This is a genomic window from Radicibacter daui (assembly GCA_030657355.1).
Lineage (GTDB): Bacteria > Pseudomonadota > Alphaproteobacteria > Radicibacterales > Radicibacteraceae > Radicibacter > Radicibacter daui.
On record CP131056.1, the window covers coordinates 3726965 to 3752921 of the forward strand.

General features: G+C 64.3%; 17 protein-coding genes. 6 read left to right on the forward strand and 11 right to left on the reverse strand.

What is annotated here, in order from left to right; all coding sequences use genetic code 11:
* Positions 1–30: 30 nt before the first annotated feature.
* The 3 genes from QTL98_RS17455 (at position 31) to QTL98_RS17465 (ending at position 7518) form a co-directional block, all read left to right on the forward strand.
* On the forward strand, positions 31–3684 hold the full coding sequence (locus tag QTL98_RS17455) for a hypothetical protein (protein ID WP_445679740.1): 3654 nt from the start codon (positions 31–33) through the stop codon (positions 3682–3684).
* 176 nt (positions 3685–3860) lie between these two features.
* Positions 3861–5150, forward strand: coding sequence for an adenylosuccinate lyase (gene purB / locus QTL98_RS17460; protein ID WP_445679741.1), 1290 nt, complete (start codon positions 3861–3863; stop codon positions 5148–5150).
* A gap of 301 nt (positions 5151–5451) precedes the next feature.
* Complete coding sequence (locus QTL98_RS17465; RefSeq protein ID WP_445679742.1) at positions 5452–7518, forward strand: putative bifunctional diguanylate cyclase/phosphodiesterase; 2067 nt, start codon at positions 5452–5454, stop codon at positions 7516–7518.
* On the opposite strand, the gene QTL98_RS17470 is transcribed toward QTL98_RS17465, so the two are convergent.
* The gene (locus tag QTL98_RS17470; RefSeq protein WP_445679743.1) at positions 7479–8648 is read right to left on the reverse strand and encodes a M20 aminoacylase family protein; all 1170 of its coding nucleotides are present in this window, start codon (positions 8646–8648) and stop codon (positions 7479–7481) included. The genes QTL98_RS17465 and QTL98_RS17470 overlap by 40 nt on opposite strands.
* A gap of 146 nt (positions 8649–8794) precedes the next feature.
* Entirely contained in the window at positions 8795–9715 is a 921-nt protein-coding gene (locus QTL98_RS17475) for a ribokinase (protein WP_445679744.1), read from the reverse strand.
* 189 nt (positions 9716–9904) lie between these two features.
* On the opposite strand from QTL98_RS17475, the gene QTL98_RS17480 reads away from it, so the two are divergent.
* Positions 9905–11404: a thioredoxin-like domain-containing protein gene (locus tag QTL98_RS17480; RefSeq protein ID WP_445679745.1), complete on the forward strand. Its 1500-nt coding sequence runs from the start codon at positions 9905–9907 to the stop codon at positions 11402–11404.
* Between the two features lie 321 nt (positions 11405–11725).
* Entirely contained in the window at positions 11726–12949 is a 1224-nt protein-coding gene (gene hemA / locus QTL98_RS17485) for a 5-aminolevulinate synthase (protein ID WP_445679746.1), read from the forward strand.
* Between the two features lie 48 nt (positions 12950–12997).
* On the opposite strand, the gene QTL98_RS17490 is transcribed toward hemA, so the two are convergent.
* From QTL98_RS17490 to QTL98_RS17525, 8 genes are all read right to left on the reverse strand, one after another.
* On the reverse strand, positions 12998–14929 hold the full coding sequence (locus tag QTL98_RS17490; protein ID WP_445679747.1) for a potassium/proton antiporter: 1932 nt from the start codon (positions 14927–14929) through the stop codon (positions 12998–13000).
* The gene (locus tag QTL98_RS17495) at positions 14926–15831 is read right to left on the reverse strand and encodes a hypothetical protein (RefSeq protein ID WP_445679748.1); all 906 of its coding nucleotides are present in this window, start codon (positions 15829–15831) and stop codon (positions 14926–14928) included. Before QTL98_RS17495 ends, QTL98_RS17490 begins: the two co-directional genes overlap by 4 nt.
* A gap of 105 nt (positions 15832–15936) precedes the next feature.
* Positions 15937–16968: an agmatine deiminase family protein gene (locus QTL98_RS17500; protein WP_445679749.1), complete on the reverse strand. Its 1032-nt coding sequence runs from the start codon at positions 16966–16968 to the stop codon at positions 15937–15939.
* 104 nt (positions 16969–17072) lie between these two features.
* On the reverse strand, positions 17073–17936 hold the full coding sequence (locus tag QTL98_RS17505; protein ID WP_445679750.1) for an ABC transporter permease subunit: 864 nt from the start codon (positions 17934–17936) through the stop codon (positions 17073–17075).
* A complete protein-coding gene (locus tag QTL98_RS17510) occupies positions 17933–18850 on the reverse strand; it encodes an ABC transporter permease subunit (RefSeq protein ID WP_445682179.1) in 918 nt (305 codons plus the stop codon). The genes QTL98_RS17505 and QTL98_RS17510 overlap by 4 nt, the downstream gene beginning before the upstream one ends.
* Before the next feature lie 74 nt (positions 18851–18924).
* Positions 18925–20094, reverse strand: coding sequence for an ABC transporter ATP-binding protein (locus QTL98_RS17515; RefSeq protein WP_445679751.1), 1170 nt, complete (start codon positions 20092–20094; stop codon positions 18925–18927).
* Positions 20095–20187: 93 nt separating this feature from the next.
* Entirely contained in the window at positions 20188–21291 is a 1104-nt protein-coding gene (locus QTL98_RS17520) for a polyamine ABC transporter substrate-binding protein (RefSeq protein WP_445679752.1), read from the reverse strand.
* Between the two features lie 253 nt (positions 21292–21544).
* Positions 21545–22333 (reverse strand): alpha/beta fold hydrolase, encoded by a 789-nt coding sequence (locus QTL98_RS17525; RefSeq protein WP_445679753.1) that lies wholly within the window; start codon positions 22331–22333, stop codon positions 21545–21547.
* Between the two features lie 265 nt (positions 22334–22598).
* Between QTL98_RS17525 and QTL98_RS17530 the strand changes: the two genes are divergently transcribed.
* Entirely contained in the window at positions 22599–24224 is a 1626-nt protein-coding gene (locus QTL98_RS17530) for an NADP-dependent glyceraldehyde-3-phosphate dehydrogenase (protein ID WP_445679754.1), read from the forward strand.
* Between the two features lie 173 nt (positions 24225–24397).
* Here QTL98_RS17530 and QTL98_RS17535 read toward each other — a convergent pair whose 3' ends face one another.
* Positions 24398–25774, reverse strand: a complete 1377-nt coding sequence (locus tag QTL98_RS17535; protein WP_510637497.1) for an aspartate aminotransferase family protein — start codon at positions 25772–25774, stop codon at positions 24398–24400.
* Between the last annotated feature and the right edge of the window lie 183 nt (positions 25775–25957).

Below are 25957 nucleotides of genomic sequence, written 5' to 3' on the forward strand. Positions count from 1 at the left end.
ATTCCGTAGCCCGGAGGGAGGGGTAAACTGATGAACCTGCCGCTACAGCAGTCTCCCGATATTGCCACCTTCTGGGTCTCACCGTCCGGTGACGATAACGGCCCCGGCACACGCGACGCTCCTTTCCGGACATTGGCTCACACCCATTCGCAACTTTGCCGCCGCGCCGAAGCCGCTCCGCCTGAAAGTGCGATCACGGTCATCCTCGAGGACGGGACTTATCCGGTTTCCGCTCCTCTGGTCTTTGACCCCGGGCTGTTTGGGCCGACCGGCCCGAAAGTGCGTTTTACTGCCGCGGATGAGGCCGCCCCAACAATCTCGGGCGGGCGACGGATCACCGGCTGGACGCTCCATGATGCTGCCCGCAACATCTACACCGCCCCGGCCCAGGGCCTGCGTACGCGCCAGCTCTACATCAACGGCCAGCGCGCCACGAGAGCCGCCACATCGATACCGGAGGGTGGCATTCCCGCCGGCTTCCGCCCCACCCCCATCCTCCCGGACCCGCCACCGACACGTGATGATCCCTATGTGATCGGGGGCGGCATCGATTTTCTTCCCACCGACATCAACCCTGCCGGCTGGCGCGACCCGGCCAGCTGGTGCCGCCCTGCACAGGTGGAAGCGGTCATCGAGACACAATGGAAGATGATGCGCCTTCCCGTTCGCTCGATCACCGCGGCGAACGGCACCACGCCCGGAACTATTGAGCTGGCCCAACCTGCCTGGACCAACGCCAATCTGGCGTTCACAAGTTCCAGCCCCCAGAACGGCGCCCCGCCCGTCGAAGCGCCCGGCATCTGGAGTTTCTGGCAGGTCACCCGCTTTGAAAATGACTACAGCTTCCTCGATCAGCCGGGCGAATGGGTACTGGATACCGAAGCAGATGCCCTGTTCTACATCCCGCGACCGGGCGAGGACCTGTCGATTGCCGAGGTCATCGCCCCGGCGATCGAGCTCCTGATAAAGGCCATCGGGCATGAAGACCGGCCTGTCTGCGGACTTTCCTTCGAGGGCATCGGCTTTTCCCATGCGACCTGGAACGCCCCGAGTGACGATGACGGGTACGTTGTAGACCAGAGCGGATTTCACCTGCGGGGAAACCGGCATCGCCCGAACCTCACCGGGCATTCGCGATATGTCGACCGCACACCCGGCAATCTGCGGTTTGCCTATGCACAAGGCATAAACTTCAACCGTTGCCGTTTCGAGCATCTGGGTGCCGTCGCGCTCGATTTCGACACCGGCAGCCAGGGGTGCCGGATTACCCGGTGCAGCTTTGACGATATCGCCTCCGCCGCAATTCAGGTCGGCGGCATCGCAGCCTGCGATGTCAGCCCGACGCCGGCGGGGCATACCCGCGACACCGTGATCACCGACAACAGGATCCGGCGCACCGGCCGTGACTATGTCGACACTGCCGCGATCTATCTCGGCTTCACCACCCGCAGCACGGTAACCAATAACACCATCAGCGAGGTCCCCTGGTCCGGCATCGCGCTCGGTTGGGGGTGGGGCCTGCTCGATCCGGGCAGTTACCCCGGCATTCCCAACGCCAAATCCGGGATGTGGGGCGTTCATACCGGTCCAACGGTCAATTGCGGCAACCAGGTTTCACGCAATCACATCTCCCGTTTCCTCGAAACATTGTGGGATGGCGGCGCGATCTATTGCTGCGGCTGGCAGGGAAACTCCTTCGACGATGCGCTGCGGATCGAAGGCAATGTTGCCTGCGACAAACGTCCGGGGGCCGGCGGCAATGTCCTCTATACCGATGGCGGCAGCCGCTATGTCATCGTCCGCGGCAACGCCCTGTTCGATAACCCCATTGGCCACGTCTATCTCGGGCCGCCGCCGCATCCGGGCGATCCGCTCAGCTATAACAGCCTGCCGAGCACGCTCAACGGCGTGCCTTATGGCGGCGATATCGGCGGCTGCCGCACCTATGGTGATATCCGCTACGAAGATAATTACTGGGCAACCGGACTTCAGCCGGCTGAGGAAGTCGCGATTGATGTAGTCGAGGAGATCATCAGCACACTCTTCACCGGAACCAGCTTCGATACCTATTCTCCGGAGGGCTTTTTCGACATTTGCCCCTATTCGGCGAATGGCACCTCCTTCCCCACTGGTCTCGTCTTCACCGGAAATCACGCGCTCCCGCTCGGTCGGCTTCAGGTTCCACAATCCATCCTGCAGAACGCGGGGGTGCGCAGCGACAATGACGCGGCCGCCAACTATGTGGCAACCGGTACCGGACCGCAGGGAGGCGGAGCCTCCTTTCCGCCGCGTTATCCGGGGCCGAGTTGGTCGGTACCACGCGTATCGCTGCCAGGGCTCTTTGGCATGCAGCCGCAATATGCCCAGGAGTGGTGGTATTATGTCGGGGTCATAGAAACCAGCCTCGGCGAGCTGTTCAGCCTTCACATCCAGATCGGGCGGTTCGATGTCGGCCTGCAACTAGGGCTGGGGCTCACCGGCATCGGTTGGCGGGACGAGAGGCACGGCTCCTGCTATCTCAGTGGCGAAGGGGTTGGTTTCGGCGTCTCCAGTTCTCCCTGGCTGCCCGCGGCCGGGGTAATCCCGCCGGTAAGCGATACCGCCTACAGCGCCTCCCTGCGCCCCTTGCTTGAAGTTGTCGGACGGTCCCCGGATCTGGCCCGTGACCTCCACCTCAACCTGCCCTGGATCGGCTCCTCGCAGGGCTGGCAGTTCGAGTATGATGTGAGCGCCTCGGATGGCGCGCCGGTTGGCCTGCCCGGCTCGCGTTACACGCTTTCTGCCCAGGGGCAGGGGCTGATTGCGACCGCCGACACGGCCACTACCCGCCGGGCTGGATATGCAGTGACGCTCGACGTCACCGATTTTCGCGGAACGGTGATGGAGGGACTGTCGGCTTATGTCGGCCCGGAAATGTTCGCGGATGGCGGCATCGGGCTTTCCTCCTATGAATGCGCGCAGCCGGTACTGCGCATTGCTACAGGAACGCTTGCCATCGATGGCGAGGAGCATCTGATCGCTGGCGGCACGCTCTGGCTCGATCGCCAGATGCTCGCCAAGAGTGTCGCAAACAGCACTGCTTCCGATCAGGGCACGGACGGAACCCGGCGCCAGCCGGGCAAAGGCTGGGTTGCCGCACTGCGCGGCAACACGCCAAGCTCTCGCCCGCTCTATCTCGGCGACTGGATCGCCGTCACGCTTGATGACGGGCATTCGCTTGCCCTGGCCGAGTTCTGGCAGCCCTCCACGCCGCAATGGATCACCGGCACGGGTGTCGGCAAGCCGCCGAAACATGGTTTCGGCAATCTCTATTACCCGCTCGACCGGAGGGTGCCGCAAGGCAATGGCGGCCTTGCCCTTACGGCAAGGACCGCACAATCCGGAGAGGATTGGGACTTCGACCTCAACATACTCACCCCCGCAGACCCGGCTCACTCGCCGCACTGGAGATCGCCGGCATCGGGCAAGACCTATGCAACGGCCTGGCGAATTGATTTCGCCCCCCGCGCCCAACGTCATGGTCTGCCCCCGGCGCTTTACCTGCGCACGATCAGCGAGAACTGCGAAATCATCCCGGCCACGCCCGACGGAGGATTTTTCGAGGGAGCGGCACTCGTCTATGCCGACAGCGCTTTCGAGCACCGTCTCGGCCATGCCTTTGTCGAGCAGATGGGTTTTAACTGAGCTGTAGAAGCCAATGGTTCGGTGCGAGCAGCAGGCAGGAACAACACAGCCAGTCCGGCCCGGTGGCAAGAATGCCATAACAGCGGCGCCACGAGGGTTTCCTCCCCCGTCTGCCGCTGCTAAAAGACCCGCGAATTCTCCAGCCCTGCTCCTCCCCGCCAGCGCCGAGGCCGCCGATGATCCCGCGTTATTCCCGTCCGCAGATGACCACCATCTGGGAACCCGAGAACAAGTTCCGTATCTGGTTCGAGATCGAGGCGCATGCCTGCGACGCGCAGGCCGAGCTCGGCGTCATCCCGAAGGAGGCCGCCAGGGCGGTCTGGGAACGCGGCCAGTGGGAAATCGAGCGCATCGACGAGATCGAGCGGGAGGTGAAGCACGACGTCATCGCCTTCCTCACCAACCTTTCCGAATATGTCGGCCCGGAAGCGCGCTTCGTCCATCAGGGCATGACCTCGTCCGACGTGCTGGATACCTGCCTTGCCGTACAGCTGAAGCAGGCCTCCGACCTGCTGCTGCAGGACATGGACGAGCTGCTGGCCGCCCTGAAGCGCCGCGCGCTCGAGCACAAGATGACGGTCACCATGGGCCGCAGCCACGGCATCCATGCCGAGCCGACCACCTTCGGCCTCAAGCTGCTCGGCCACTATGCCGCCTTCGAGCGCTGCAAGACGCGCCTCATCGCCGCACGGGAAGAGATCGCCACCTGCATGATCTCCGGCGCCGTCGGCACCTATGCCCATATCGACCCGTTCGTGGAAAAGTGGGTGGCGGACAAGCTGGGCCTGAAGCCGGAGCCGGTTTCCACCCAGGTCATCCCGCGTGACCGCCACGCTGCCTTCTTCGCCACGCTCGGCGTCATCGCCTCGTCGATCGAGAATCTGGCCACCGAAATTCGCCATCTGCAGCGCACCGAAGTGCGCGAGGCGGAGGAGTATTTCTCCCCCGGCCAGAAGGGCAGCTCGGCCATGCCGCACAAGCGCAACCCGGTGCTGACCGAGAACCTCACCGGCCTTGCCCGCGTCGTGCGTGCCGCCGTGACCCCGGCACTGGAGAACGTCGCCCTCTGGCATGAGCGCGACATCTCCCACAGCTCGGTCGAGCGCATGTTCGGCCCCGATGCCACCGTTACCCTCGACTTCGCCCTCGCCCGCCTGACCGGCGTCATCGACAAGCTGGTGGTCTATCCGGATGCGATGATGAAGAACCTGGAGAGCATGGGCGGCCTCATATTCTCCCAGCGTGTGCTGCTGGCTCTCACCCAGGCCGGTGTCAGCCGCGAGGACAGCTACCGCCTCGTGCAGCGCAACGCCATGAAGGTTTGGGGCGGCGAGAGCTCGCTGCTCGACCTCCTGAAGGCTGACGCCGACGTTGTGCTGTCTGATGAAAAGCTGGATGAGCTGTTTGATCTCTCCTTCCACACCAAGCGCGTGGACGAGATCTTCAAGCGCGTACTGGGCGAATAACCCGCCCGACGCACCGTCAGGGCTTACGCCATATCAAGCTCCATCTGCCCCGGCAGGTGGAGCTTTTTTCATGTTTCGGCCCTGGATGGGACAGGACGCTGCTCAAATGCAGCTGTGAGAACTATGTCACAGCATCGGGCAAGCATCAGGAGGCAGAGCGGACAGGATGATCCAGATCAATTCCCGTTCTGCGTGTTGTCCCTATTGGTAACGCCTTGCACCATCGTCTGTTCACTCCAAGATGCCGACCGAGCACCCAAGGCCCCATGCTTTCGCCCGCCCGACTTCAGGATCGCTCGCGTTGAAGATCGACGCGGCAGCGATCATGGCCGTATCGCAAACGGCCATCGTGGCCATGCGGGCGAACGGCAGCATCTGCGCCTGGAACCCGGCGGCAGAGGCGCTTTTCGGCTGGAGCGAGGCGGAGGCTCTTGGCCGGCCGGTAACCCTGCTGATGCCCAGCCTGATGGCCCAGCAGCACGACCGCTATGTGCAGGACTACCTGACCAGCCACAAACCCCACATCATCGGCCAGGGCCGCGAGCTGAGCGCCCGCCGCAAGGACGGCACGCTGCTGCCGATCTTTCTGACAGTGACGGAATACCAGCAGGGCGGTGAAAAGCTCTTCGTCGCCAACATGCTCGATCTCAGCGCCGTCAAACATGCTGCGGCGCGCGAGCTGGCGGCCGAGAGCAGTTACGAAGCGCTGTTCGAAACCCGCTCGCTCTCCCGCCTGCTGCTCTCCGCCTCCGATATGCGGGTGCTGCAGGCCAATGGCCGCGCGGCGGATTATTTCGCGCACCCGATCGGGGAGCTGATCGGCCGTCCCTTCCCCGAGCTGCTGGCCGGCAACCGGCAGGAGGTTACGAACCGGCTGACGGCGCTCACAACGCATGAGGCCGACGCAATACCGCTGCGCCGGCGCTTCCGCGTGCGCGGACCTGAGCGCTGGCTCGATGCCTATGTAACCCACGCCCCGTTCAATGGCGCGGTCAGGCTGCTCGTCGAATGCATCGACGTGACCGAGCAGGAGCTGGATCGCCAGCGCATCGCCGAACTCGCCTTCGTCGATCAGGAAACCGGCCTGCCCAGCCGGGCTGCCCTGCTGGATGAACTGGCGCGCACCATGCCGGAAAAAGGCGAGTTCACCCTGCTGCTGGCCCGCGTAGGGAACTTCGGCCGCCTTGCCCTTTCTTTCGGCCATGACGAGGCGCTGGGGGTACTGCGCACGCTGGCCAACCGCATGCTCTATGGCCGGCCTGGAACCCGCTTTGCCGCCCGTACCCGCGAGAACGAGCTTGGCTTCATCATCGAGGGCCGGGTGCCGCCGCTGGAAGAATCGCGTGTCGTTACCGAGCTTGCCGCCGATCTCCGCAACGCCAGGGGCATCATGCACCCGATGGTGCGCATCGGCGCCGTCGGTAGCTGGTCGCTGGCGCCGGGAGCGCATAACGGTCCGGCACGCCTGCTGGGTTACGCGCTGACGGCGCTGGAGCGCTCCCACCTCAAGGAGGGGCTGGCCTACGACCATTATGACAGCGCCTTCGAAGAGCAAATCCGGCATCACACACGCCTTATCGGCCTGCTGTCCGACGCCATCGGCCAGGGCGAGATGAGCATCGCCTACCAGCCGGTCGTCCTCGCGGCTACCGGTAAACGTGCCGGCTATGAAGCGCTGCTGCGCTGGAACAGTGCGGAGCTGGGGCCGGTTTCCCCGGCGGTTTTTGTGCCGGTCGCGGAATCGAGCGGACAGATTCTGGAACTGGGCGAATGGGCGCTGCGCGCTGCGCTGACGGGCGCGCTTGCCAGCGGCCTTGCCGAAGACGAGCACATCGCCGTCAATGTCTCAGCCGTGCAGTTGGAGCGCAGCGACCTGCCGGCACTCGTGGCCGGAATTTTGAGTGAAACCGGTTTTCCCGCCAGCCGGCTTGAGCTGGAAGTCACCGAAACCGTCGCGCTCAACCCCGGCCAGCTGGTGCTGGACCGCCTTGCCGCCCTGCGCGATATGGGCGTGCGCATCGCGCTTGATGATTTCGGCTCGGGCTACACTTCCCTCACCCAGCTGACCCAGACGCCTTTCGACACCATCAAGCTGGATCGCTCCATGGTGCTGCGGGCGATGGAAGGCCAGCATTACTTCAATGTCTGCCGCGGCATCGTGCAACTGGTGCAAGGCCTCGGCAAACGGGTGGTGTGCGAAGGGGTGGAGACCGGGGAGATGATGGAGCGCATCACCGCGATGGGGGCCGACTATGCCCAGGGTTATCTCCTCGGCAAACCCGGCCCGCTCCCCGCGATACAAGAAGGCAAGGCTCCGGGCGCCCCCGATCAGGCGCCCAGCGTCTCTTCCACCAGCGCCGCCCAATAGCTGGCGCCCAGCGGCAGCAGGGCGTCGTTGAAATCATATTTCGGGTTATGGACGTTGCAGGCCGACGGTCCGCCCGCCTGGCCGAGCCAGATATAGTTGCCCGGCTTTGCTTCCAGCATGAAGGCAAAATCCTCCCCGCCCATGCTGGGGGCGAGGTCACGCAGCACATTCTCCTCGCCCACCACACGCGTCGCCGCCCGGGCGGCCGTTTCGGTCGCCAGCTTTTCATTGATGGTGGGTGGGTAGTTGCGGCGATATTCCACTTCGGCGCTCGCGCCAAAGGCCATCGCCACATTCTCCGCTACACGGCGAATGCCGGCTTCCATCGCATCGCGGGTGGCCGGCTTGAAGGTGCGTACCGTGCCGCCCAGCACGGCATTGTCGGCAATCACATTATGCGCGCTGCCGGCATTGAGCTTGGTGACGGAAATCACCGCGCTGTCGAGCGGGTCGGTCGTGCGGCTGACCAGTGTCTGCAAGGCGGTGACGATATGGCTCGCCACCACCACCGGGTCGATCCCCAGATGCGGCATGGCCGCGTGGGCACCCGTGCCGCGCACGGTGATGTTGATAAGATCGGCAGCGGCCATGATCGGCCCGTCAATGATGCCGGCCGTGCCGAACGGCATCTGCGGCCAATTGTGCATACCGTAGACCTGATCGCAGGGGAAACGGTCGAAGAGCCCTTCTTCCACCATGCGGCGCCCGCCGCCGCCGCCTTCTTCAGCCGGCTGGAAGATCACCACCACGGAGCCGCGGAAATTGCGCGTCTCGGCAAGGTAGCGCGCCGCTCCAAGCAGCATGGTGGTGTGCCCGTCATGGCCGCAGCCATGCATCTTTCCGGGATTGAGGGACTTGTGGCCGAACTCGTTTTCTTCCTGCATCGGCAGCGCGTCCATGTCGGCGCGCAGGCCGATGGTCGGTCCATCACCCCGGTTGCCCCGGATCACGCCGACCACGCCGGTGGTGGCAATGCCGGTATGGGTCTCGATGCCCCAGCCCTTCAGCTTCTCCGCCACGATGCCGGAGGTGCGAACCTCCTCGAACCCCAGTTCCGGGTGCATGTGAAAATCCCGGCGCCAGGCCGTCATCTCGTCGTGGAAATCGGCAATGCGGTTAAGAACGGGCATCTGAAACCTTTGGGCAAAACAGGCTCATCTCCGGCGGCCGGAAAGGCGGCCCGCCAGCATCAAACCAGCAGTTCGGAGACCAACAGCTAAAGATATCGGCCTTTCACCCCTGCCCTGTCACGCCTTTTAAGCAGGGCAAGCCATGCTCAGAGCGGGGTTGCCGCCGGCACTCCGGCCAGCTTCGCATCCACATCGGCAGCGCGCGGCAGTGCTTCCTGCGCTCCCACCGCGGTGCAGGCGAGAGAGCCCGCAACCGAGGCCCGCCGTAGCGCTTCTTCCGGCGCAAGGCCGGCATCGAGTGCAGCGGCAAAGTTGCCGACGAAGGCATCCCCGGCCCCGGTGGTATCCACCACCTCGACCTTGAGCGGCTGGACACGCCAGCCCCCCTCTGCCGTCACCAGTGCGGCCCCGCGCGCGCCCAGCGTCACCACACAGGCCAGATTATAGCGGCGGGCAAGCGCGGCAGCGGCGCTCAGCGGCTCCGCCTCCATGATGCCAAGCGCACGGGCGACCTGCACCGCCTCGATCTCGTTGACGGCCAGGAAGTCGACATCGCCAAGCGCGGCTTCCGGCACGGCAGCAGCCGGCGCAACATTGAGCAGGGTTCGCGCACCGGCAGCTTTGGCACGGGCCAGCAGCGCCCAGTTTTCCGCATGTGGCACTTCCATCTGCAGCACCACCAGCGTGCCGCTCCCCAGCTTCTCCTGCGGGATGGCGGCCTGGTTTGCCGTCAGGTTGGCGCCGCCGGCCACAACGATGAAGTTCTCGCCGGCGGCATCGATGGCAATCGGGGCGCAGCCGGTCGGCGCCTCCCCGCGGGCGATCAGCGAAATGTCGATGCCTTCGCCCTGCTGGCGCGCGGCAAGGCTGTCGCCAAAACCGTCGCGCCCCAGCGCGCCGGCCATCGCCACCTTTGCTCCCGCCCGCGCGGCAGCCACGGCCTGGTTGTTGCCCTTGCCGCCAGCCTTCAGCACGTATCCCGGGCAGATCACCGTCTCGCCCGGCTGCGGCAGATGCTCCATCTGCATCACGAGGTCCATGTTCAGCGAGCCGAAGACCAGAATCATTTTCGCCTGCAATCCCTTGAGTGCCCGGCCGCTCATTGATGCGGCAGCCGGCTGATGAATGGCGGCCCTGCGCGACACGCGCCCTTCCGGGCGTTGTATCCGCGCCTGCCTCTGCCCATCTCATGCTCCAGAAGCGCCCCTTGCCGCAAGGCCAAGCGGGCATGTGCCCACCGCAAGAGACCCTCCGCCATGCCGCCAGGCTTTGCCCAGCCCGTCCGTGCCCCCGAAATCAACCGGCCCGGCCTTACCTGGTTCAACACTGCCGGGCCTCTCACGCTCAAGGCGCTCGCTGGCAAGCTGGTCATCCTCGATTTCTGGACCTTCTGCTGCATCAACTGCATGCACATCATCCCCACGCTCCGGCGGATTGAAGAAACCTTTCCGGACGAGGTGGTGGTTATCGGCGTGCATTCGCCGAAGTTCCCGGCCGAGCGGCAGGGCGAGAATGTGCGCCGGGCCATCGCCCGCTACGACATCCGCCACCCGGTCGTGCATGATCCGGACTTTCAGCTCTGGAAGCAGTATGCCGTGCGCGCCTGGCCAACCCTGGTCTTTGTCGGCCCCGATGGTCATCTGGTCGGCCAGCTTTCCGGCGAGCCAGATCCCGACCGGCTGCTGGAAGCGGTGGCGCAGACACTTGCCAACTGCAAGGCGGAAGGCCTGCTGGCCCCGGCACCGCTTGACCTTGCGCCGGTGGAAGAGCCGGGCGAGGGGCTTTTGCGCTTCCCCGGCAAGATCAAGCCGCTCAGCACCCGCCCGGAAGAGCCGCAGGGCTGGGCGGTTGCCGATGCCGGCCATCACCAGATCGTGCTCTTCGATGCCGCAGGCCGTGAACGCCGGCGGTTTGGCAGCGGCAGCGCCGGCTTTGAGGATGGCCCCGCCGGTGAAGCCAGCTTCCGGTCGCCGGAAGGGCTGGTGGCCGGACGCGACGCGCTTTACGTCGCCGATACCGGCAATCATGCCATCCGCCGCATCGATCTCGCGACGGGACATGTGCTGACGCTTGCCGGCACCGGCAGGCGCGGCGGGGTTGTCGACCGCGATCTGCCGGGGCTGAAGGCGCCGCTTGCCTCCCCATGGGATCTTGCGCTCTCACCGGATGAGGCGACGCTCTATATCGCCAATGCCGGCACCCACCAGTTACTGACACTTGCGACGTCCACCAGCCTCATTGAGCCTCTTGCGGGCGCAGGGCCGGAAGGGCTGCGCGACGGGCTTGGCCTTGCCGCACATCTCGCCCAGCCGAGCGGCCTCGTCCTTGCCCCCGATGGCAGCGTGCTGTGGTTTGCCGACAGCGAAACCTCAGCCATCCGCGCCGTCTGGCTGGAGCGGGAAGGAAACCCGGTGGAAACGCTGGTGGGCAGCGGCCTTTTCGATTTCGGCCACCGCAATGGCAATTTTGCCGACACGCTGCTGCAGCACGCCCTCGGGCTGTCGCTGGCGCCGGATGGCGCGCTGATGGTGGCGGACAGCTATAATGCAACGCTGCGCCGGCTCGACCCGTTGACGCGCATGACCAGCGACTGGGGAACCCGCTTCGACTGTACGGACAACCTCTGCCTGCCGCTGGCGGAGCCGGCCGGCCTCTGGTGCGCGAAAGACGGCACGGTGCTGGTGAGCGACACCAACAATCACCGTATCCTCGCTTACGAGCCCGAAAAGGGCCGCTACAGCACCTGGGCGGCCTGACCGGCCACCGTTTCGGCCCCTATCCCGATAACCCGCAGGGTGGGCGGTTTGACCACTTGCCCCTCACGATACTCCCGTGCCCAAGTGCGAAAGACCCAGCAATTCGCGGCGCCTTGACGCAAATCAAGGACTCGCGGGGCGGGCAAGCATCATTTAACCTCAACAGAACAACACAGAAGACACTCGACAAGACGATAGCCGCCACCCGGGCAAAACTTCCCTCATCGGCCATCCGCAAGGACCGAGCCGGCAAAGACAAGGGAAAGACGCCCGCAAAGAGTGCCTTGCCGCCAAGCCGAAGCTACTGACTGGACCGCCCCCATGGATTATCAGCGCCTGTTTGCAGAGCGTATTGCCGACCTCAAGAGCGAGGGCCGCTACCGCGTCTTCGCCGATCTGGAACGCAAGGCCGGCAAGTTTCCGCAAGCGCTGCGCCACCGGGCCGATGGCACCACGCAGGACGTGACCGTCTGGTGCTCCAACGATTATCTAGGCATGGGCCAGCATCCCGAGGTGATGGCCGCCATGCATGAGGCAATCGACCGCTGCGGCGCCGGCGCCGGCGGCACCCGCAACATCTCCGGCACCAACCACGCCCACATCCTGCTGGAGCGCGAGCTGGCCGACCTGCACGGCACCGAAGCCGCGCTGATCTTTTCCACCGGTTATGTCGCCAACCAGGCCGCGCTCTCCACGCTGGGGCGCGAGATCAATGACGTCGTCATCCTGTCCGATGCCTTCAATCACAACTCGATGATCGAAGGCATCCGCCACAGCCGGGCCGAACGGCACATCTGGCGGCATAATGATCTCGTGCATCTGGAAGATCTGCTGCGCGCCCAGCCGCTTGGCCGGCCGAAGCTGATTGCCTTCGAGTCCGTCTATTCCATGGATGGCGATATCGCCCCCATCCGCGAGATTTGCGACCTGGCCGACAAGTACGGCGCCATGACCTACCTCGACGAAGTGCATGCCGTCGGCATGTATGGCGCGCGGGGCGGCGGCGTTGCCGAACGTGACGGACAGATGCACCGCATCACCTGCATCAACGGCACCCTTGGCAAGGCTTTTGGCGTGCATGGCGGTTACATCGCGGGCTCTGCCGCGCTGATCGACCTGGTGCGCTCCTTCGCCCATGGCTTCATCTTCTCGACCGCCCTTACCCCGGCGGTAGCCGCAGGCGCCCGCGCCTCCATCCGCTGGCTGAAGCAGCACCCGGAAGTGCGGCTTGCCCATCAGGAACGAGCCGCCCGCCTAAAGCAGCTGATGCGCGATGCCGGCCTGCCGGTGCTGAATTCGCAAAGCCACATCGTGCCGGTGATGGTGGGCGATGCCGTGCTGTGCAAGCGCGCCAGCGACGAGCTTCTGGAGCGGCACGGCATCTATGTGCAGCCCATCAACTACCCCACCGTGCCGCGCGGTACCGAGCGGCTGCGCTTCACCCCCACGCCGATGCACACCGATGCGCAGATGGACGTGCTGACGGATGCGCTGCTGGATGTGTGGGGCCGGCTCGGCCTTCGCCTCACGCGGCGTGCCGCCTGAGGGGCTCTATCCAGTACGATAGAATTTGAGAGAAGGCCCGGAACGACCTCAGACGTCGGCCGGGCCTTTCTTGTCGCTGACGTCCGCGTCATGGTCGCCGCGGCCGAAATCAGGTGCATCGGGCAGGTCATGCACCCCGCCCGGGGCCGCGGCAGCCTTGCCGCGACGCCGGCGCGCCAGCCGCGCTTTCAAGTCCGTCGTCACCTGCGCCAGCTCGCGCCGGTTATAGGGAATGACCACTCGCCGCTCGGGCGCCGGGTCAACGGCAAGTCCCACATCGGCGATGTGGCCTTCCTCATCCACGGCACGCACGATGAGCTCCACCGCACCAAGGCGCACCCGGTCGCCCGTCTCCGGCCGGCCATGCACGGCCTTGCTAAGATAACCGGCAACCGTCGCATCGCCCACATCCGCCGGCACTTCAAGACCGTACAGCAGGGCAACCGTGGTCAGGGGCGCGTCCGGCTCGAGTGCAAAATCGCCATAAAAAGCGGCTTCCTGCTCAAGATCGCCCTCCGCCCGGGCGGCAAACAGCCGGTCCATCAGCGCCACCCGGCTGTGGGCGGCGAAGATATAGACATAGTCGCCCGCCTGTGGCCGGCCGGCACGCTCCGGCAGCAGGCTCTTGCCCTCGCGCACGATCAGGGAAGGGCGGGCCCAGCGGGGAATGCGTTCGCCCTGCGCCACCGGGCAATCATCGGCAACGCGATAGGTCAGCAGCTCATAGTCGCCGGGGGCACCGGGCAGTTCGAGTTCGGAGCGATCAAGCGGGCCGATGGCCGGCGGCACCACAAGGCCGAGGCGGCGGGCTACCGGCCGCAGCGTCCAGCCCTGCACCACCAGAGAGACGAAGACGACGATGAAGGCGAGATTGAACAGCAGGCGCCCGCTTTCGAGCCCCGACAGCACCGGCACCAGCGCCAGCAGGATGGAAACCGCGCCTCGCAGGCCGACCCAGCCGATAAAGAGCGTTTCCTTGCGGCTGAAACCGAAGGGCAGCAGGCAAATCCAGACGGCCAGCGGACGGGCGACGAAGATCAGCAGCAGCGCAAGCGCAAGACCGGCCGGGGCCAGCGAGATGAACTGCGTGGGCGTTGCCAGCAGGCCCAGCGTCAGGAACATGGTTATCTGGGCAAGCCAGGTCATGCCCTCCTGGAACCGGCCCAGGCTGCCGGCGGCATGCACCCGGGAATTGCCGGCAATCACACCGGCGATATAGATGGCAAGAAAGCCGCTGCCGCCCAGCGCATTGACCACCGTTGCCAGTAACACCGCCGCCGCCAGGGCAACGATGGGATAAAGCCCCGGGTCGAGGCGGATGCGGTTGAGGCCCTGAACCAGCAGCCAGCCGCCGGCAAGCCCGCCCACCAGACCAAAGCCCATCTGGCGCAGGAATTCCACCACCAGCATCTGCCAGAGCCCGCCATGGCTCTCGATGCCGCCGAGGGTCGCCATGCTGGCAAGCGACAGGGTGAGAAAGATCGCCATCGGGTCATTGCTGCCACTCTCCACTTCCAGCGTGGAGCGCACACGGTCGCGCAGCGTGATGCCGCCGACGCGCAGCAGGAAGAACACGGCCGCCGCATCGGTTGAGCTGACAATGGCGCCCAGGAGCAGAGCCGACAGCCAGTCCAGATCCAGCAGCATGGCGCCAAAGAGCGCGATCATGCCGGCGGTAATGAGCACACCCACCGTTGCCAGCATTCCGGCTGGCCCCGCCGCCAGCGCAAGGCTGCGCCAGCGGGTGGTAAAGCCGCTGTCGAACAGGATGATGGCGATGGCAACCGAGCCGACGGCATAGGCAAAGGAGGTATCGTCGAACGGGATGCCAAGCCCGTCTTCACCGAAGACAAGGCCAAGCAGCAGGAAGATCAGCAGCAGCGGGGCGCCGAAGCGGAACGCAATTACGCTGGAAAGCACGCTGGAGACCACCAGCGCGGCCCCCAGCATGATGGCGAGGTTAAGCGCCTCGATGGTCATCGCCGCGCCCCCTCTTCTTCATCGTCATCGCTGTCCCGCCTCCAACCCGGCGGCGGCTCGCTCAGCAAGGCTGTCATCGCAGCATTCGTCGCCCGGCCGAGCAGCCACAGCACGCCCAACGGTACCAGCACGATGAGGAACAGATAGGCAGCCGCCAGCCGCACCAGGCTCTCGACAATACGGTCCGCGCCGGAGAGCAGCGCATCGACCGTGTGCTGAAGTTTCTCGCGTACCGCCGCCATGTCGGAGAGGGTGGAAAAAAAGCCCTGATCGGCACCCGGCGCCGGTATCAGCGTGCTGTCCTCCTGATGCAGGGCCCGAAGGTCCGCCTCGGCCTTTTCGATCTGCGGCTGGATCACCCCGTGGGAGAGCTGTTCCGCCCCGACGAAGGCGAGCGGCACGAGGAAGCGGCCAAGCAACCCCAGCATCAGGAACGCCCATGCCGTACGGCGCGCCACCATGGCGGCACTGCCCCCGCCCAGCAGAACCGAAACCGCGGCCGCCAGAAGGCCGATCGGCACCAGCAGCTTGAGGCCCCATTCCTGCCCGATATCGATCAGCAGCCGCTCGCCGCCCAGCGCCACCGTGGCCGTGAGCAGCACGGAGCCTGCCTGTTCCAGTACGTCATTCAGCGGGTCGAGCAGCTCGCCGACTTCAAGCGAACCGCTGACGCCAACGCCAACGGAAACGCTGGCCGTCTGCGCGGCCGAAACCACGGCATCAATACCCCGTACGGTGGCAAAGACGCCGAGCGCCGTACGGAGCATGCGTTCAACCGCTGTACTGCCGGCAACCGCCGGCTCGGCACCGCCCAGCACGGTCAGCGCACGATCCCCCGCGCCTGCCGCACAAAAGGCGGCAAGCATCACACATAAAAGGGAAATGACGATGCGGCGTGACATGCCCCAAGGCTGAAGGAGCCGTGGGGCAGAGTCAAATGCGTATGCGGGAAGGACGCCCTGTTACGGTGGCAGACCAACTGCCACCGTACGGACATAATGCTGAAATCAGGCGCCGACGGCGGGCTGCTGCTGGGTGATGCAGTGAATGCCGCCGCCGCCATTGACGATGCCCATCGCGGGCAACTGCACCACCTTGCGGTCCGGGAACAGCTCGGCCAGCAGGCCGCGCGCCGGCTCATCCTCGGGTACGCCGAAAGCCGGCATGAGAACAAAGCCGTTGCCGATGAGGAAGTTGAGATAGGAAAGCGTCAGACGTACGCCATCCTTCTCCCGCCGCTCTGCCGGCTGCTCGATAGTCACCACATCCAGCTTGCGGCCTTTGGCATCCGTTGCCTGCCGCAGGACGGCGAGATTGGCGGCAAAGGCCGCATGATTGGGGTCGTTCGGGTTGGAGCAGTTGAGGTGCAGCACCTGGCCTGGGCGGGTGAAGCAGGCAACCTCATCCACATGGCCGTCGGTCTCGTCCTCTTCATAGATGCCCGGCAGCCAGATGGTCTTGCTGGCCCCCAGCATCAGCTCGAAATGCCCTTCCACCTTCTCGCGCGTGATGTGCGGATTGCGGTTGGCATTGAGCGGCACATTGTCGGTGGTGATCAGCGTGCCCTCGCCATCCACCGTAATGGCCCCACCCTCGAAGAACATGTCCACCGGCAGATGCACGGCCCCGACCCGCTCGGCGATGCGGCCGGCCAGATGGGTATCGTCTTCATGGCCGGGATAATTGCCGCCCCAGGCGTTGAAGCGCCAGTCAACCGCGCCCAGCTCGCCCGCTTCGGAGATGACGAAGGTCGGCCCGGTATCGCGGATCCAGCTGTCGGAAATCGGCAGCTCGATGATCTCGATGCTGCCATCCAGCCGCCGGCGTGCCTCCGGAGCAAATTCGGGATGGCACACCATCGAGAGCGGCTCGAAACCGGCAATAGTGTTGGCAACGCTGGCATAGGCATCGAAAGCCACATCCATCGGCGCCCCGCTGAAGGTCTCCGGCCGGCAGGGCCAGGCCATCCAGCAGCGCGACTGCGGGGCCCACTCGGCCGGCATCAGCCAGCGGGGATGAACGGAGGAAGGATGGGTCATGATGATCGGCCGCTTCTGACAACGGGAAGGCCGGGTGCGGTCTGCAGCACCCGGCCTGTTTCAGGGCATTTGAGCCTGCAAGGCAGGGCAAGGCGAAAGACGCCTTACACCATGCCGGTATTTTCCTTCTCGCCCTCGGCATAGGCCATGCGCTCTTCGAGCTCGCGGCGCTTTTCCGAGCGTACCATATACCAGCCGCCGCTGATGACGCCGACGGTGACGATCAGCACGATGATGGTGGCAAGGGCGTTGATGTCCGGCGACACACCAAGGCGCACCTTGGAGAAGATGACCATCGGCAGCGTCGAGGCACCCGGGCCGGTCACGAAGCTGGAGGAGACCAGATCGTCCACCGACAGGGTGAAGGACAGCAGCCAACCCGACACCAGCGCCGGGGCGATGATGGGCAGGGTGATGCGCATGAAGACGCGCGTCGGCCGTGCCCCCAGATCCATCGCCGCTTCCTCGATGGAAGCATCAAGGCTGACGAGACGCGACTGCACAATCACCGAGACGTAAGCCGCCGAGATGGTGATGTGGGTCAGGATGATCGTCAGCATGCCGCGGCCCTTCGGCCAGCCCACGAGTTGCTCCATGGAAACGAACAGCAGCAGCATGGAAAGGCCGGAGATGACCTCGGGCATGACGAGCGGCGCAGAGATGAGGCCGGAGAACATCACGCGGCCCCGGAAGACCGGAAACCGCGAGAGCGTCACGCCGGCAAGCGTGCCCAGCACCACCGCGCCGCAGGCACTGATGACGGCGATCTCCAGCGAGAGCAGCGCCGCATCCAGCACCTGGCCGTTATGCATCAGCTCGCCATACCAGCGGGTGGAGAAACCGCCCCACACCGCCACCAGCTTGCTGTCGTTGAAAGAGTAGAAGATGAGCGTGACGATGGGCAGGTAGAGGAAAACCAGCCCCGCCCACAGCCACAGGAAAACCAGACCAAGTCCACGCGCGTTCATCGCTTCTCGGCCTCCTGCTGCTTGGCCTGCACATGCTGGAAGATCATGATCGGGATGACCAGCAGCAGCAGCAGTGCGATGGCGACGGCGGACGCCACCGGCCAGTCGCGGTTGCTGAAGAATTCCTGCCACAGCACCTTGCCGATCATCAGCGTGTCCGGGCCGCCCAGCAGCTCGGGGATGACGAACTCGCCCACTGCCGGAATGAAGACCAGCAGGCAGCCGGCGATGATGCCCGGTAGCGAAAGCGGCAGCGTGATGCGCCAGAAGGCCTTGAACGGCCGGCAGCCCAGATCTTCCGCCGCTTCCAGCAGGGAGAGGTCCATCTTCTCCAGCGTGGAATAGAGCGGCAGGATCATGAAGGGCAGGTAGGAATAGACGATGCCGAGGAACACCGCGAAATCGGTGTTGAGGATACGGATCGGGCTGTCGATGATGCCGATATTCATCAGCACCGAATTGACCAGACCGTTGTCCTGCAGCAGCGACATCCACGCATAGACGCGGATGAGGAACGAGGTCCAGAACGGCAGGATGACGAGCATCAGCAGCGGCGCCCGCCAGGACCGTTCGGCCCGCGCGATGGCGTAGGCCATCGGATAACCGACCAGCAGCGTCAGCAGCGTGGAGATTGCCGCGATGCGCACCGAGTTGAGATAGGCGGTGACATAGAGGCTATCGGAGAAGATGTAGTCGAAATTGGCGAGGTTGAGCGTGATCTTCAGCGCCCCCTCGGCCCACTCGGTCAGATCGGTGAAGGGCGGCACGCTGTAGGCGGCCTCCGACAGCGCGATCTTCAGCACGAAGACGAACGGGATAAGGAAGAACAGCAGGTACCAGAAATAGGGAATGCCGATCACCAGCCCGCGCCCGCGCAGGCCAAGGCGGTTCAGCCACTGGGTGACGACATGCATGGCGGCCGCATCGGAAAGACCTTCGATGCCGCCGCTGCGCGCAAGCCCGAACGGCTTGTGATGGTCACGCCCGCTCATGTGTAGAGCACCACGCCGGCATCGGCATTCCAATGCACCCAGACCTCATCGCCCCAGGTGATGGAATCGACCGAGTAGCGGCTGACATTCGGCGCCGTGACGCGGATGTTCTTTCCGCTCTTGAGCGTGACGTGGAAGATCGAGATGTCGCCGAGATAGGCGATCTCGATCACCTTGCCGCTCAGGAGGTTATATTCATTCTCCAGCGCCGGCACGGCCTTGGAGATCTTCATCTTCTCCGGCCGCACGCCGACCCATACACGGCTGCCGACGGTGCCGGTGATGCCGTGGCTGATCATGATCTGGCAGCCGGCTTCCGGCGCCTCGATCACCGCATGGTCAGCCTCGTCGATGACCATGTGGCCTTCGAAGAGATTGATCGAGCCGATGAATTCGGCCGAGAAGCGGGTGTTGGGATATTCGTAGACTTCGGCCGGCGTGCCGGTCTGCACGATCTTGCCGGCATTCATCACCGAGAAGCGCGTCGACATCGTCATCGCTTCTTCCTGGTCATGGGTCACCATGACGAAGGTGATGCCGACCTCTTCCTGGATATTCACCAGCTCGAACTGGGTCTTTTCGCGCAGCTTGCGGTCAAGTGCGCCGAGCGGCTCGTCCAGCAGCAGCAGCTTGGGGCGTTTGACGAGCGCACGGGCGAGCGCCACGCGCTGGCGCTGGCCGCCGGAGAGCTGGTGGGGACGGCGCTTGCGGAAGGAGACGAGCTGTACCAGCTCCAGGACTTCCGTCACTCGGCGGTCGATCTCGTCCTTGGGCACGCGGTCCTGATGCAGGCCGAAGGCGACATTGGCTTCCACCGTCATATGCGGAAAGAGCGCATAGGACTGGAACATCATGTTCACCGGCCGCTCATAGGGCGGGATGTTCGACATGTCGACGCCGTCGATATAGATCTTCCCCGACGTCGGCTGCTCGAACCCGGCGAGCATGCGAAGCAGCGTGGTCTTGCCGCAGCCCGAACCGCCCAGCAGCGAGAACAGCTCACCGCGGTAGATATCGAGGCTGACATTGTCGACCGCGACGAAGTCACCGAAATGCTTGGAAACATTTTCGATGCGCACATAAGGCGTGGCCTGTGGATCGAGCCACGGCTCCTTGGCATCGGGTTTCTTGGGCTGTTGCCGGACTTGCTGCGCGGTCTGAACCATGCGGACCACCTGCCTGCTTTTGCTGTTTGGAAAGGTAACAGACCAAACGCCCCGGCTTCACTGCTGAAGCCGGGGCGCTGGCGGTGCCGGTTCTTACTCGCCGGTGCGCATCTTCGTCCACACCCGCGTCATTTCACGGGTGAAGCGCGGCGAATAGAGCGTGCCGGGGAAGAGCTTGGCCTGTACCTCGGCCGGCGGGAAGATGGACGGATTGTTGACGATATCCTGATCCATCAGCTTGAGCGACGCCGGCACGGCATTGGCGTAGGAGACATAGTCGGAAATACCGGCCATGACCTTCGGCTGCAGCGCAAAGTTAATGAACTTGTAGGCGTTGTCGGCATTCGGAGCACCGGCCGGAATGGCCATGGTGTCAAACCAGATCAGCGCGCCTTCCTTCGGGATCACATATTCGATGCTGACGCCGTTCTTGGCTTCCTCGGCGCGGGACTGCGCCTGGAAGATGTCACCCGAGAAACCGATGGAAACGCACACTTCGCCGTTGGCGAGGTCGGTAATGTACTTGGAGGAGTGGAAGTAGCGCACCGACGGACGCACCGCGAGCAGCACCTTCTCGGCCGCGGCCAAGGCCTTGGCATCTTCGGCATTCGGGTTGAAGCCGGCATAGTTCATCGCCAGCGGAATGACTTCTTCCGGGCTGTCGAGCATGGTGATGCCGCAGTCAGCCAGCTTGGCGGCGACTTCCGGCTTGAACACCAGGTCCCAGCTGTCGATCGGGTAATCGGCGCCGAGGCGCTCCTTCACCTTGTCGACATTGTAGCCGATGCCGTTGGTGCCCCACTGCCAGATGGCGGCATAGTCGAGGTTCGGGTCAGCGCTCTTCACGCGCTCCATCAGCTTCGGGTCGAGATTCTTGAGGTTCGGGATCTTCGACTTGTCGAGCTTCTGCACGGCGCCGGCCTGGATCAGGCGGGCAAGGCCGGGCATCGCCGTCGGCACGATGAGGTCATAACCGGAATTGCCGGCCAGCATCTTGGCTTCCAGCACATCCATGCTGTCATAGACGTCGTAGTTGACCTTGACGCCGCTGTCCTTCTCGAAATCGTCGATGGTGGTTTCGCCGATGTAATCGGACCAGTTGTAGAAGTTGAGCGTGCCGTCTGCATGCGCTGCACCGGCCAGCATGGCGGTGGCGAGAACGACGCCGGAAACCCCGGTACGGACAGATTTAAGCATGACCCCTGCCTCTCCTGCTATTTTGGTCTGGAGATCAGGGCACGGCCCCCGCCGCACCCCCGCCTCTTGAAAAACATATTGCAGAGCCGAAGGCGCGACCGACAAGCGGATTTTTCTGTCTGTTTTCAATCGTTGAGAGTTCGGCACACGGCTCTGCCAGCCCTGTTTCCGGCACAAATGCGCACGCCCGGCGCAGCGACCTGATGCCGCACCGGCCCGTCAGACTTGTCATGGCCGCCGGAACGGCGTGCCGTCAGCCGGCAAAAAAGCCGGTCGCCTGCGCAACAAACTCGCCCGGATTATCCGCATGCACCCAATGCCCGGCGCCTTCGATGGCGTGAAAGCGGGCGGCGGGAAACAGGGCGCGGATCGCCGGGTGGGACGCCTCTTTGACATAGGAAGAGCGCGCGCCCGAAAGGAAGAAGGCGGGCCCTTGATACTGCTTGCCGGCAAGCGCCCCGGCCGGCCAGTCGAGGATGGACGCCATGTTGGTGCGCAGCGCTTCCAGATTGGGCTGCCAGGAAAACCCCTCCGGCCCGCGGGCGAGGTTGGAAAGCAGGAAAGCGCGAATGGCCTCTTCCGGCGCCGCCTCCATCAAGGCGTCGCCGATATCGCTGCGCCGCTCGGTCTCCAGATTGGCCGCCTGCATCGCCTCGATATAACGGATGAAGTCGCCATGGTTATAGGCAACCGGCGCCACATCCAGCACCAGCAGGCGCCGAACCAGTTCCGGCCGGGTCAGCGCCAGCACCATCGACGCCTTGCCGCCCATGGAATGGCCCAGCACATCGGCCTTGCCGCCCAGCTTCGTCTCGATGAGCCGGGCAAGGTCGGCCGCCATCAGCTGATAGTCATGCTCGTCCGTCCAGGGCGAGCGGCCATGATTGCGCAGATCGACCGCCAGAACCCGGCGCCCCTGGCCGAAGCGGCGGGACAGCGAGCCCCAGTTGCGCCCCTGCCCCAGCAGGCCGTGAAGAATAACGAGCGGCACCTGGCCTTCTGCCTGTTCCCCCGTCTCGTCATAGACCAGTTCCACGGTCATCAACCTGTCCTCGCTTGCATGCCACCTTTTGCGCCGCCCCGATGCCGCTTCCAGCCGGCAGCGCTTTCCTACCCTGCTATGTGCTTGCTTTCACGGGCTTTTGAAGTGCCCTTTTCGCATGGCTGCCCCATGGAGCCTTGCACAATCGTCGGTCGACATTGGGGTTGGATCCTTCTTTGATGAAAGCCATCTGAAGAAGAGAATGACAAGCCGGTCCATCTTCCCCGTTCAAGGGCCGGCATCGACAGCCCGGAGGGTCTCACTCGTGACGGACACTGCCCAACTGACTTCGCTCTTCCCGCTGGAAAGCGAGATTCCCGCCGAACACCGGCTTGCCGGCGAGATCGACCAGCGCGTAACGCTGGTGAGCGGCGAGTTGAAGAAATGGGAGGGCCCGGTACAGGCTGTGGTCTCCCCCGTGCATATCCGCACCGCCGACGGCAGCCTCAAGGCGCTGAAGCTCGGCAGCGTGCCGACCGGCGGCATTCCAGAAGCAGAAGAGGCGCTGGACGCCGCCGTTGCCGCCTATGACAGCGGCCGTGGTGTATGGCCGACCATGACGGTCGCCGAGCGCATTGCCTGCATGCAGACCTTCACCAAGGAAATGGTGGCCCGCCGCACCGAGATCGTGCGCCTCATCATGTGGGAAATCGCCAAGAGCCTGCCGGATTCGGAAAAGGAATTCGACCGTACCGTCGACTACATCCGCGCCACCATCGACGCGCTGCGCGATCTCGACAACAGCGCCTCGCGCTTCACCATCGTGGAAGGCACCATCGGCCAGATCCGCCGCACGCCGCTTGGCGTGGTGCTGTGCATGGGCCCCTATAACTATCCGCTCAACGAAACCTTCGCGACGCTGATCCCGGCACTCTTGATGGGCAACACGCTGGTCTTCAAGCCGCCGCGTTTCGGCTCGCTCTTGTTTTACCCGCTGCTGGAAGCCTTCCGCGCCGCCTTCCCGAAGGGCGTCATCAACACCGTCTACGGCAAGGGTTCGGAAATCGTCCCCTACATGCTGGAAAGCGGCAAGGTGAATGCCCTGACGCTGATCGGCTCCAGCAAGGTCGCCGACCATCTCAAGAAGCTGCACCCCAAGACCAACCGCCTGCGTGCCATCCTCGGCCTCGATGCCAAGAACGCCGCCATCGTGCTGGCGGATGCCGACATCGAGCTGGCGGTCAAGGAGTGCATCACCGGTTCGCTGTCCTTCAACGGCCAGCGCTGCACCGCGCTCAAGATGCTGCTGGTGCACAAGTCGGTCGCCGACCAGTTCACCAAGCGCTACGTGGAAGAACTGGCCAAGCTCAAGATCGGCATGCCGTGGGACAAGGGCGTTGCCATCACCCCGCTGCCCTCGGGCAAGGCGGAATACATGGCCGAGCTGGTGGAGGACGCCAGGTCCAAGGGCGCGAAGGTCATCAACCCCGATGGCGGCGTGGCGAGCGCCAGCCTCTTCTACCCGGCGGTGCTCTATCCGGTCGCCGAGGGCATGAAGATCTATCGCGAGGAGCAGTTCGGCCCGGTGGTCCCCGTCGTCCCGTTCGAGGATGTGGAAACCGCGCTCGAATATGTCATCACCTCCGAGCATGGCCAGCAGGTCTCGATCTTCTCGTCGAGCCCGGACGATATCGGCCATCTGGTCGACCCGCTGGTCAACCAGGTCTGCCGCGTCAACATCAACTGCCAGTGCCAGCGCGGGCCGGACGTGTTCCCCTTCACCGGCCGCAAGGATTCGGCGGAAGGTACGCTGTCGGTCAGCGACGCGCTGCGTTCCTTCTCCATCCGCTCGATGATTGCCGCCAAGCAGACCGATGCCAGCAAGAAGCTGCTGGACGACATCGTGCGCGGCAACAAGTCCAACTTTATCAACACCAACTTCATCTTCTGAAGACGGGTTGATCGCTCGAAAGTGCCTCCCCCACCTTATGTGGGGGAGGTGCCGCGCAGCGGCGGAGGGGGTGTTGCCGGTGCGTCCGGGCAGCGTAAGCGCCTGCTTCACCGTCCACACCCTCATCCGGCGCTGCGCGCCACCTTCTCCACAAGTGGAGAAGGATATTTTCTTCACATCGCGCCGATGCCCCGGGCGGTATCGTCCAGCACGTGGCGGATCTTCTCTTCCAGCTCGGCGATGTTGTCATGGCTGAAGGTCAGCGGCGGGGCGAGGATCATGGTGTCGCCTACTGCGCGCATCACCAGATTGTTGAGGAAGCAGATATCGCGGCACAGCGTGCCGACCTTGCCGTCGCCCGGGTAACGCTCACGCGTCTTTTTGTTCCGGACGATTTCAAGCGCGGCCACCAGCCCGTCGCTGCGCACCTCGCCGACGATCGGATGATCGGCGAACTGCTGCAGCATGCGGCCGAGCGCCGGGCCGGTATCGTTTCTCACCTGCTCCACCAGCCCCTCGCGGCGGATGATGTCGAGGTTTTCCAGCGCCACGGCACAGGCCACCGGATGACCGGAATAGGTGTAGCCGTGATAGAACTCGCCGCCCTTTTCCATGATCTCGGAAACCACCCGCTCGCCCACCAGCACGGCGGATAGCGGCAGGTAACCCGAGGTGATGCCCTTGGCGACCGTCATCAGGTCCGGCGTAAAGCCGAAGCGCTGGCTGCCGAACCAGTGGCCGGTGCGGCCAAAGCCGGTGATGACCTCGTCCGCCACCAGCAGCACATCATATTTGCGGCAGATGCGCTCCACTTCCGGCCAGTAGGTCTCCGGCGGGATGCGCACGCCGCCCGCACCCATGATCGGCTCGCCGATCACCGCGGCCACCTTGTCCGCGCCCAGCTCCAGAATGCGCTCCTCAATGGCGCGCGCGGCGCGCAAACCGAACTCCTCCTGGCTTTCCCCCTCCAGCGCCTCGCCATACCAGTAGGGTGGCATGACGTGGGAGAAGCCCGGCAGGGTAATGCCGATCTGCTTGTGCACAGCGGACATGCCGCCCATCGAGGCCGAGGCGATGGTGGAGCCGTGATAGGCATCCTTGCGCGCGATGATGATGTTGCGCTCCGGCTGACCCTTCAGCTTCCAGTAATGGCGCACGAGACGAATGACGGTGTCGTTCGATTCAGAACCGGAAGAGGCATAGAAGACGTTGCTGATGCCTTTGGGCGCGAGATCCACAAGCTGCTTGGCGAGCTCGACGGGCGGCACCGTCGCCGATTTGAAGAAGCTGTTATAGTAGGGCAGCTCCATCATCTGCCGGGCGGCGGCATCCGCCAGCTCCTTGCGGCCGTAACCGACATTGACGCACCAGAGCCCGGCCATGCCGTCGAGGATCTTGTGACCCGCAGCGTCCCACACATGCACGCCGTCGGCGCGGGTGATGAGGCGCGCACCCTTTTCGCGCAGCGCCTTGTGGTCGGTGAAGGGATGCAGATAGTGCGCATTGTCGAGCGCCACGAGGGCCTCGGCACCGGGATAAGCCATCTTCATGAAGGTAAAGCTCCGCCTGTTCGGGATTTTTTATCGGGTAGTGCTCAGCCGATCCCGATCAAAGGCGGGTTGAAGCCGATGCGGGCGCACATCAGCAACAGATCTTCACGCCGGGTTCTGAGACGTGTGTAGCGGTCCATGCCGGAAAGCCTAGCCGAGGAGACCGGCCACCAGCAAGCCACC

Coding starts and splice junctions, on each gene's coding strand:
- QTL98_RS17455 (WP_445679740.1), top strand. CDS start 31: ATGAACCTGCCGCTACAGCAGTCTCCCGATATTGCCACCTTCTGGGTC.
- purB (WP_445679741.1), top strand. CDS start 3,861: ATGATCCCGCGTTATTCCCGTCCGCAGATGACCACCATCTGGGAACCC.
- QTL98_RS17470 (WP_445679743.1), bottom strand. CDS start 8,648: ATGCCCGTTCTTAACCGCATTGCCGATTTCCACGACGAGATGACGGCC.
- QTL98_RS17475 (WP_445679744.1), bottom strand. CDS start 9,715: ATGATTCTGGTCTTCGGCTCGCTGAACATGGACCTCGTGATGCAGATG.
- QTL98_RS17480 (WP_445679745.1), top strand. CDS start 9,905: ATGCCGCCAGGCTTTGCCCAGCCCGTCCGTGCCCCCGAAATCAACCGG.
- hemA (WP_445679746.1), top strand. CDS start 11,726: ATGGATTATCAGCGCCTGTTTGCAGAGCGTATTGCCGACCTCAAGAGC.
- QTL98_RS17490 (WP_445679747.1), bottom strand. CDS start 14,929: ATGACCATCGAGGCGCTTAACCTCGCCATCATGCTGGGGGCCGCGCTG.
- QTL98_RS17495 (WP_445679748.1), bottom strand. CDS start 15,831: ATGTCACGCCGCATCGTCATTTCCCTTTTATGTGTGATGCTTGCCGCC.
- QTL98_RS17500 (WP_445679749.1), bottom strand. CDS start 16,968: ATGACCCATCCTTCCTCCGTTCATCCCCGCTGGCTGATGCCGGCCGAG.
- QTL98_RS17505 (WP_445679750.1), bottom strand. CDS start 17,936: ATGAACGCGCGTGGACTTGGTCTGGTTTTCCTGTGGCTGTGGGCGGGG.
- QTL98_RS17510 (WP_445682179.1), bottom strand. CDS start 18,850: ATGCATGTCGTCACCCAGTGGCTGAACCGCCTTGGCCTGCGCGGGCGC.
- QTL98_RS17515 (WP_445679751.1), bottom strand. CDS start 20,094: ATGGTTCAGACCGCGCAGCAAGTCCGGCAACAGCCCAAGAAACCCGAT.
- QTL98_RS17520 (WP_445679752.1), bottom strand. CDS start 21,291: ATGCTTAAATCTGTCCGTACCGGGGTTTCCGGCGTCGTTCTCGCCACC.
- QTL98_RS17525 (WP_445679753.1), bottom strand. CDS start 22,333: ATGACCGTGGAACTGGTCTATGACGAGACGGGGGAACAGGCAGAAGGC.
- QTL98_RS17535 (WP_510637497.1), bottom strand. CDS start 25,774: ATGAAGATGGCTTATCCCGGTGCCGAGGCCCTCGTGGCGCTCGACAAT.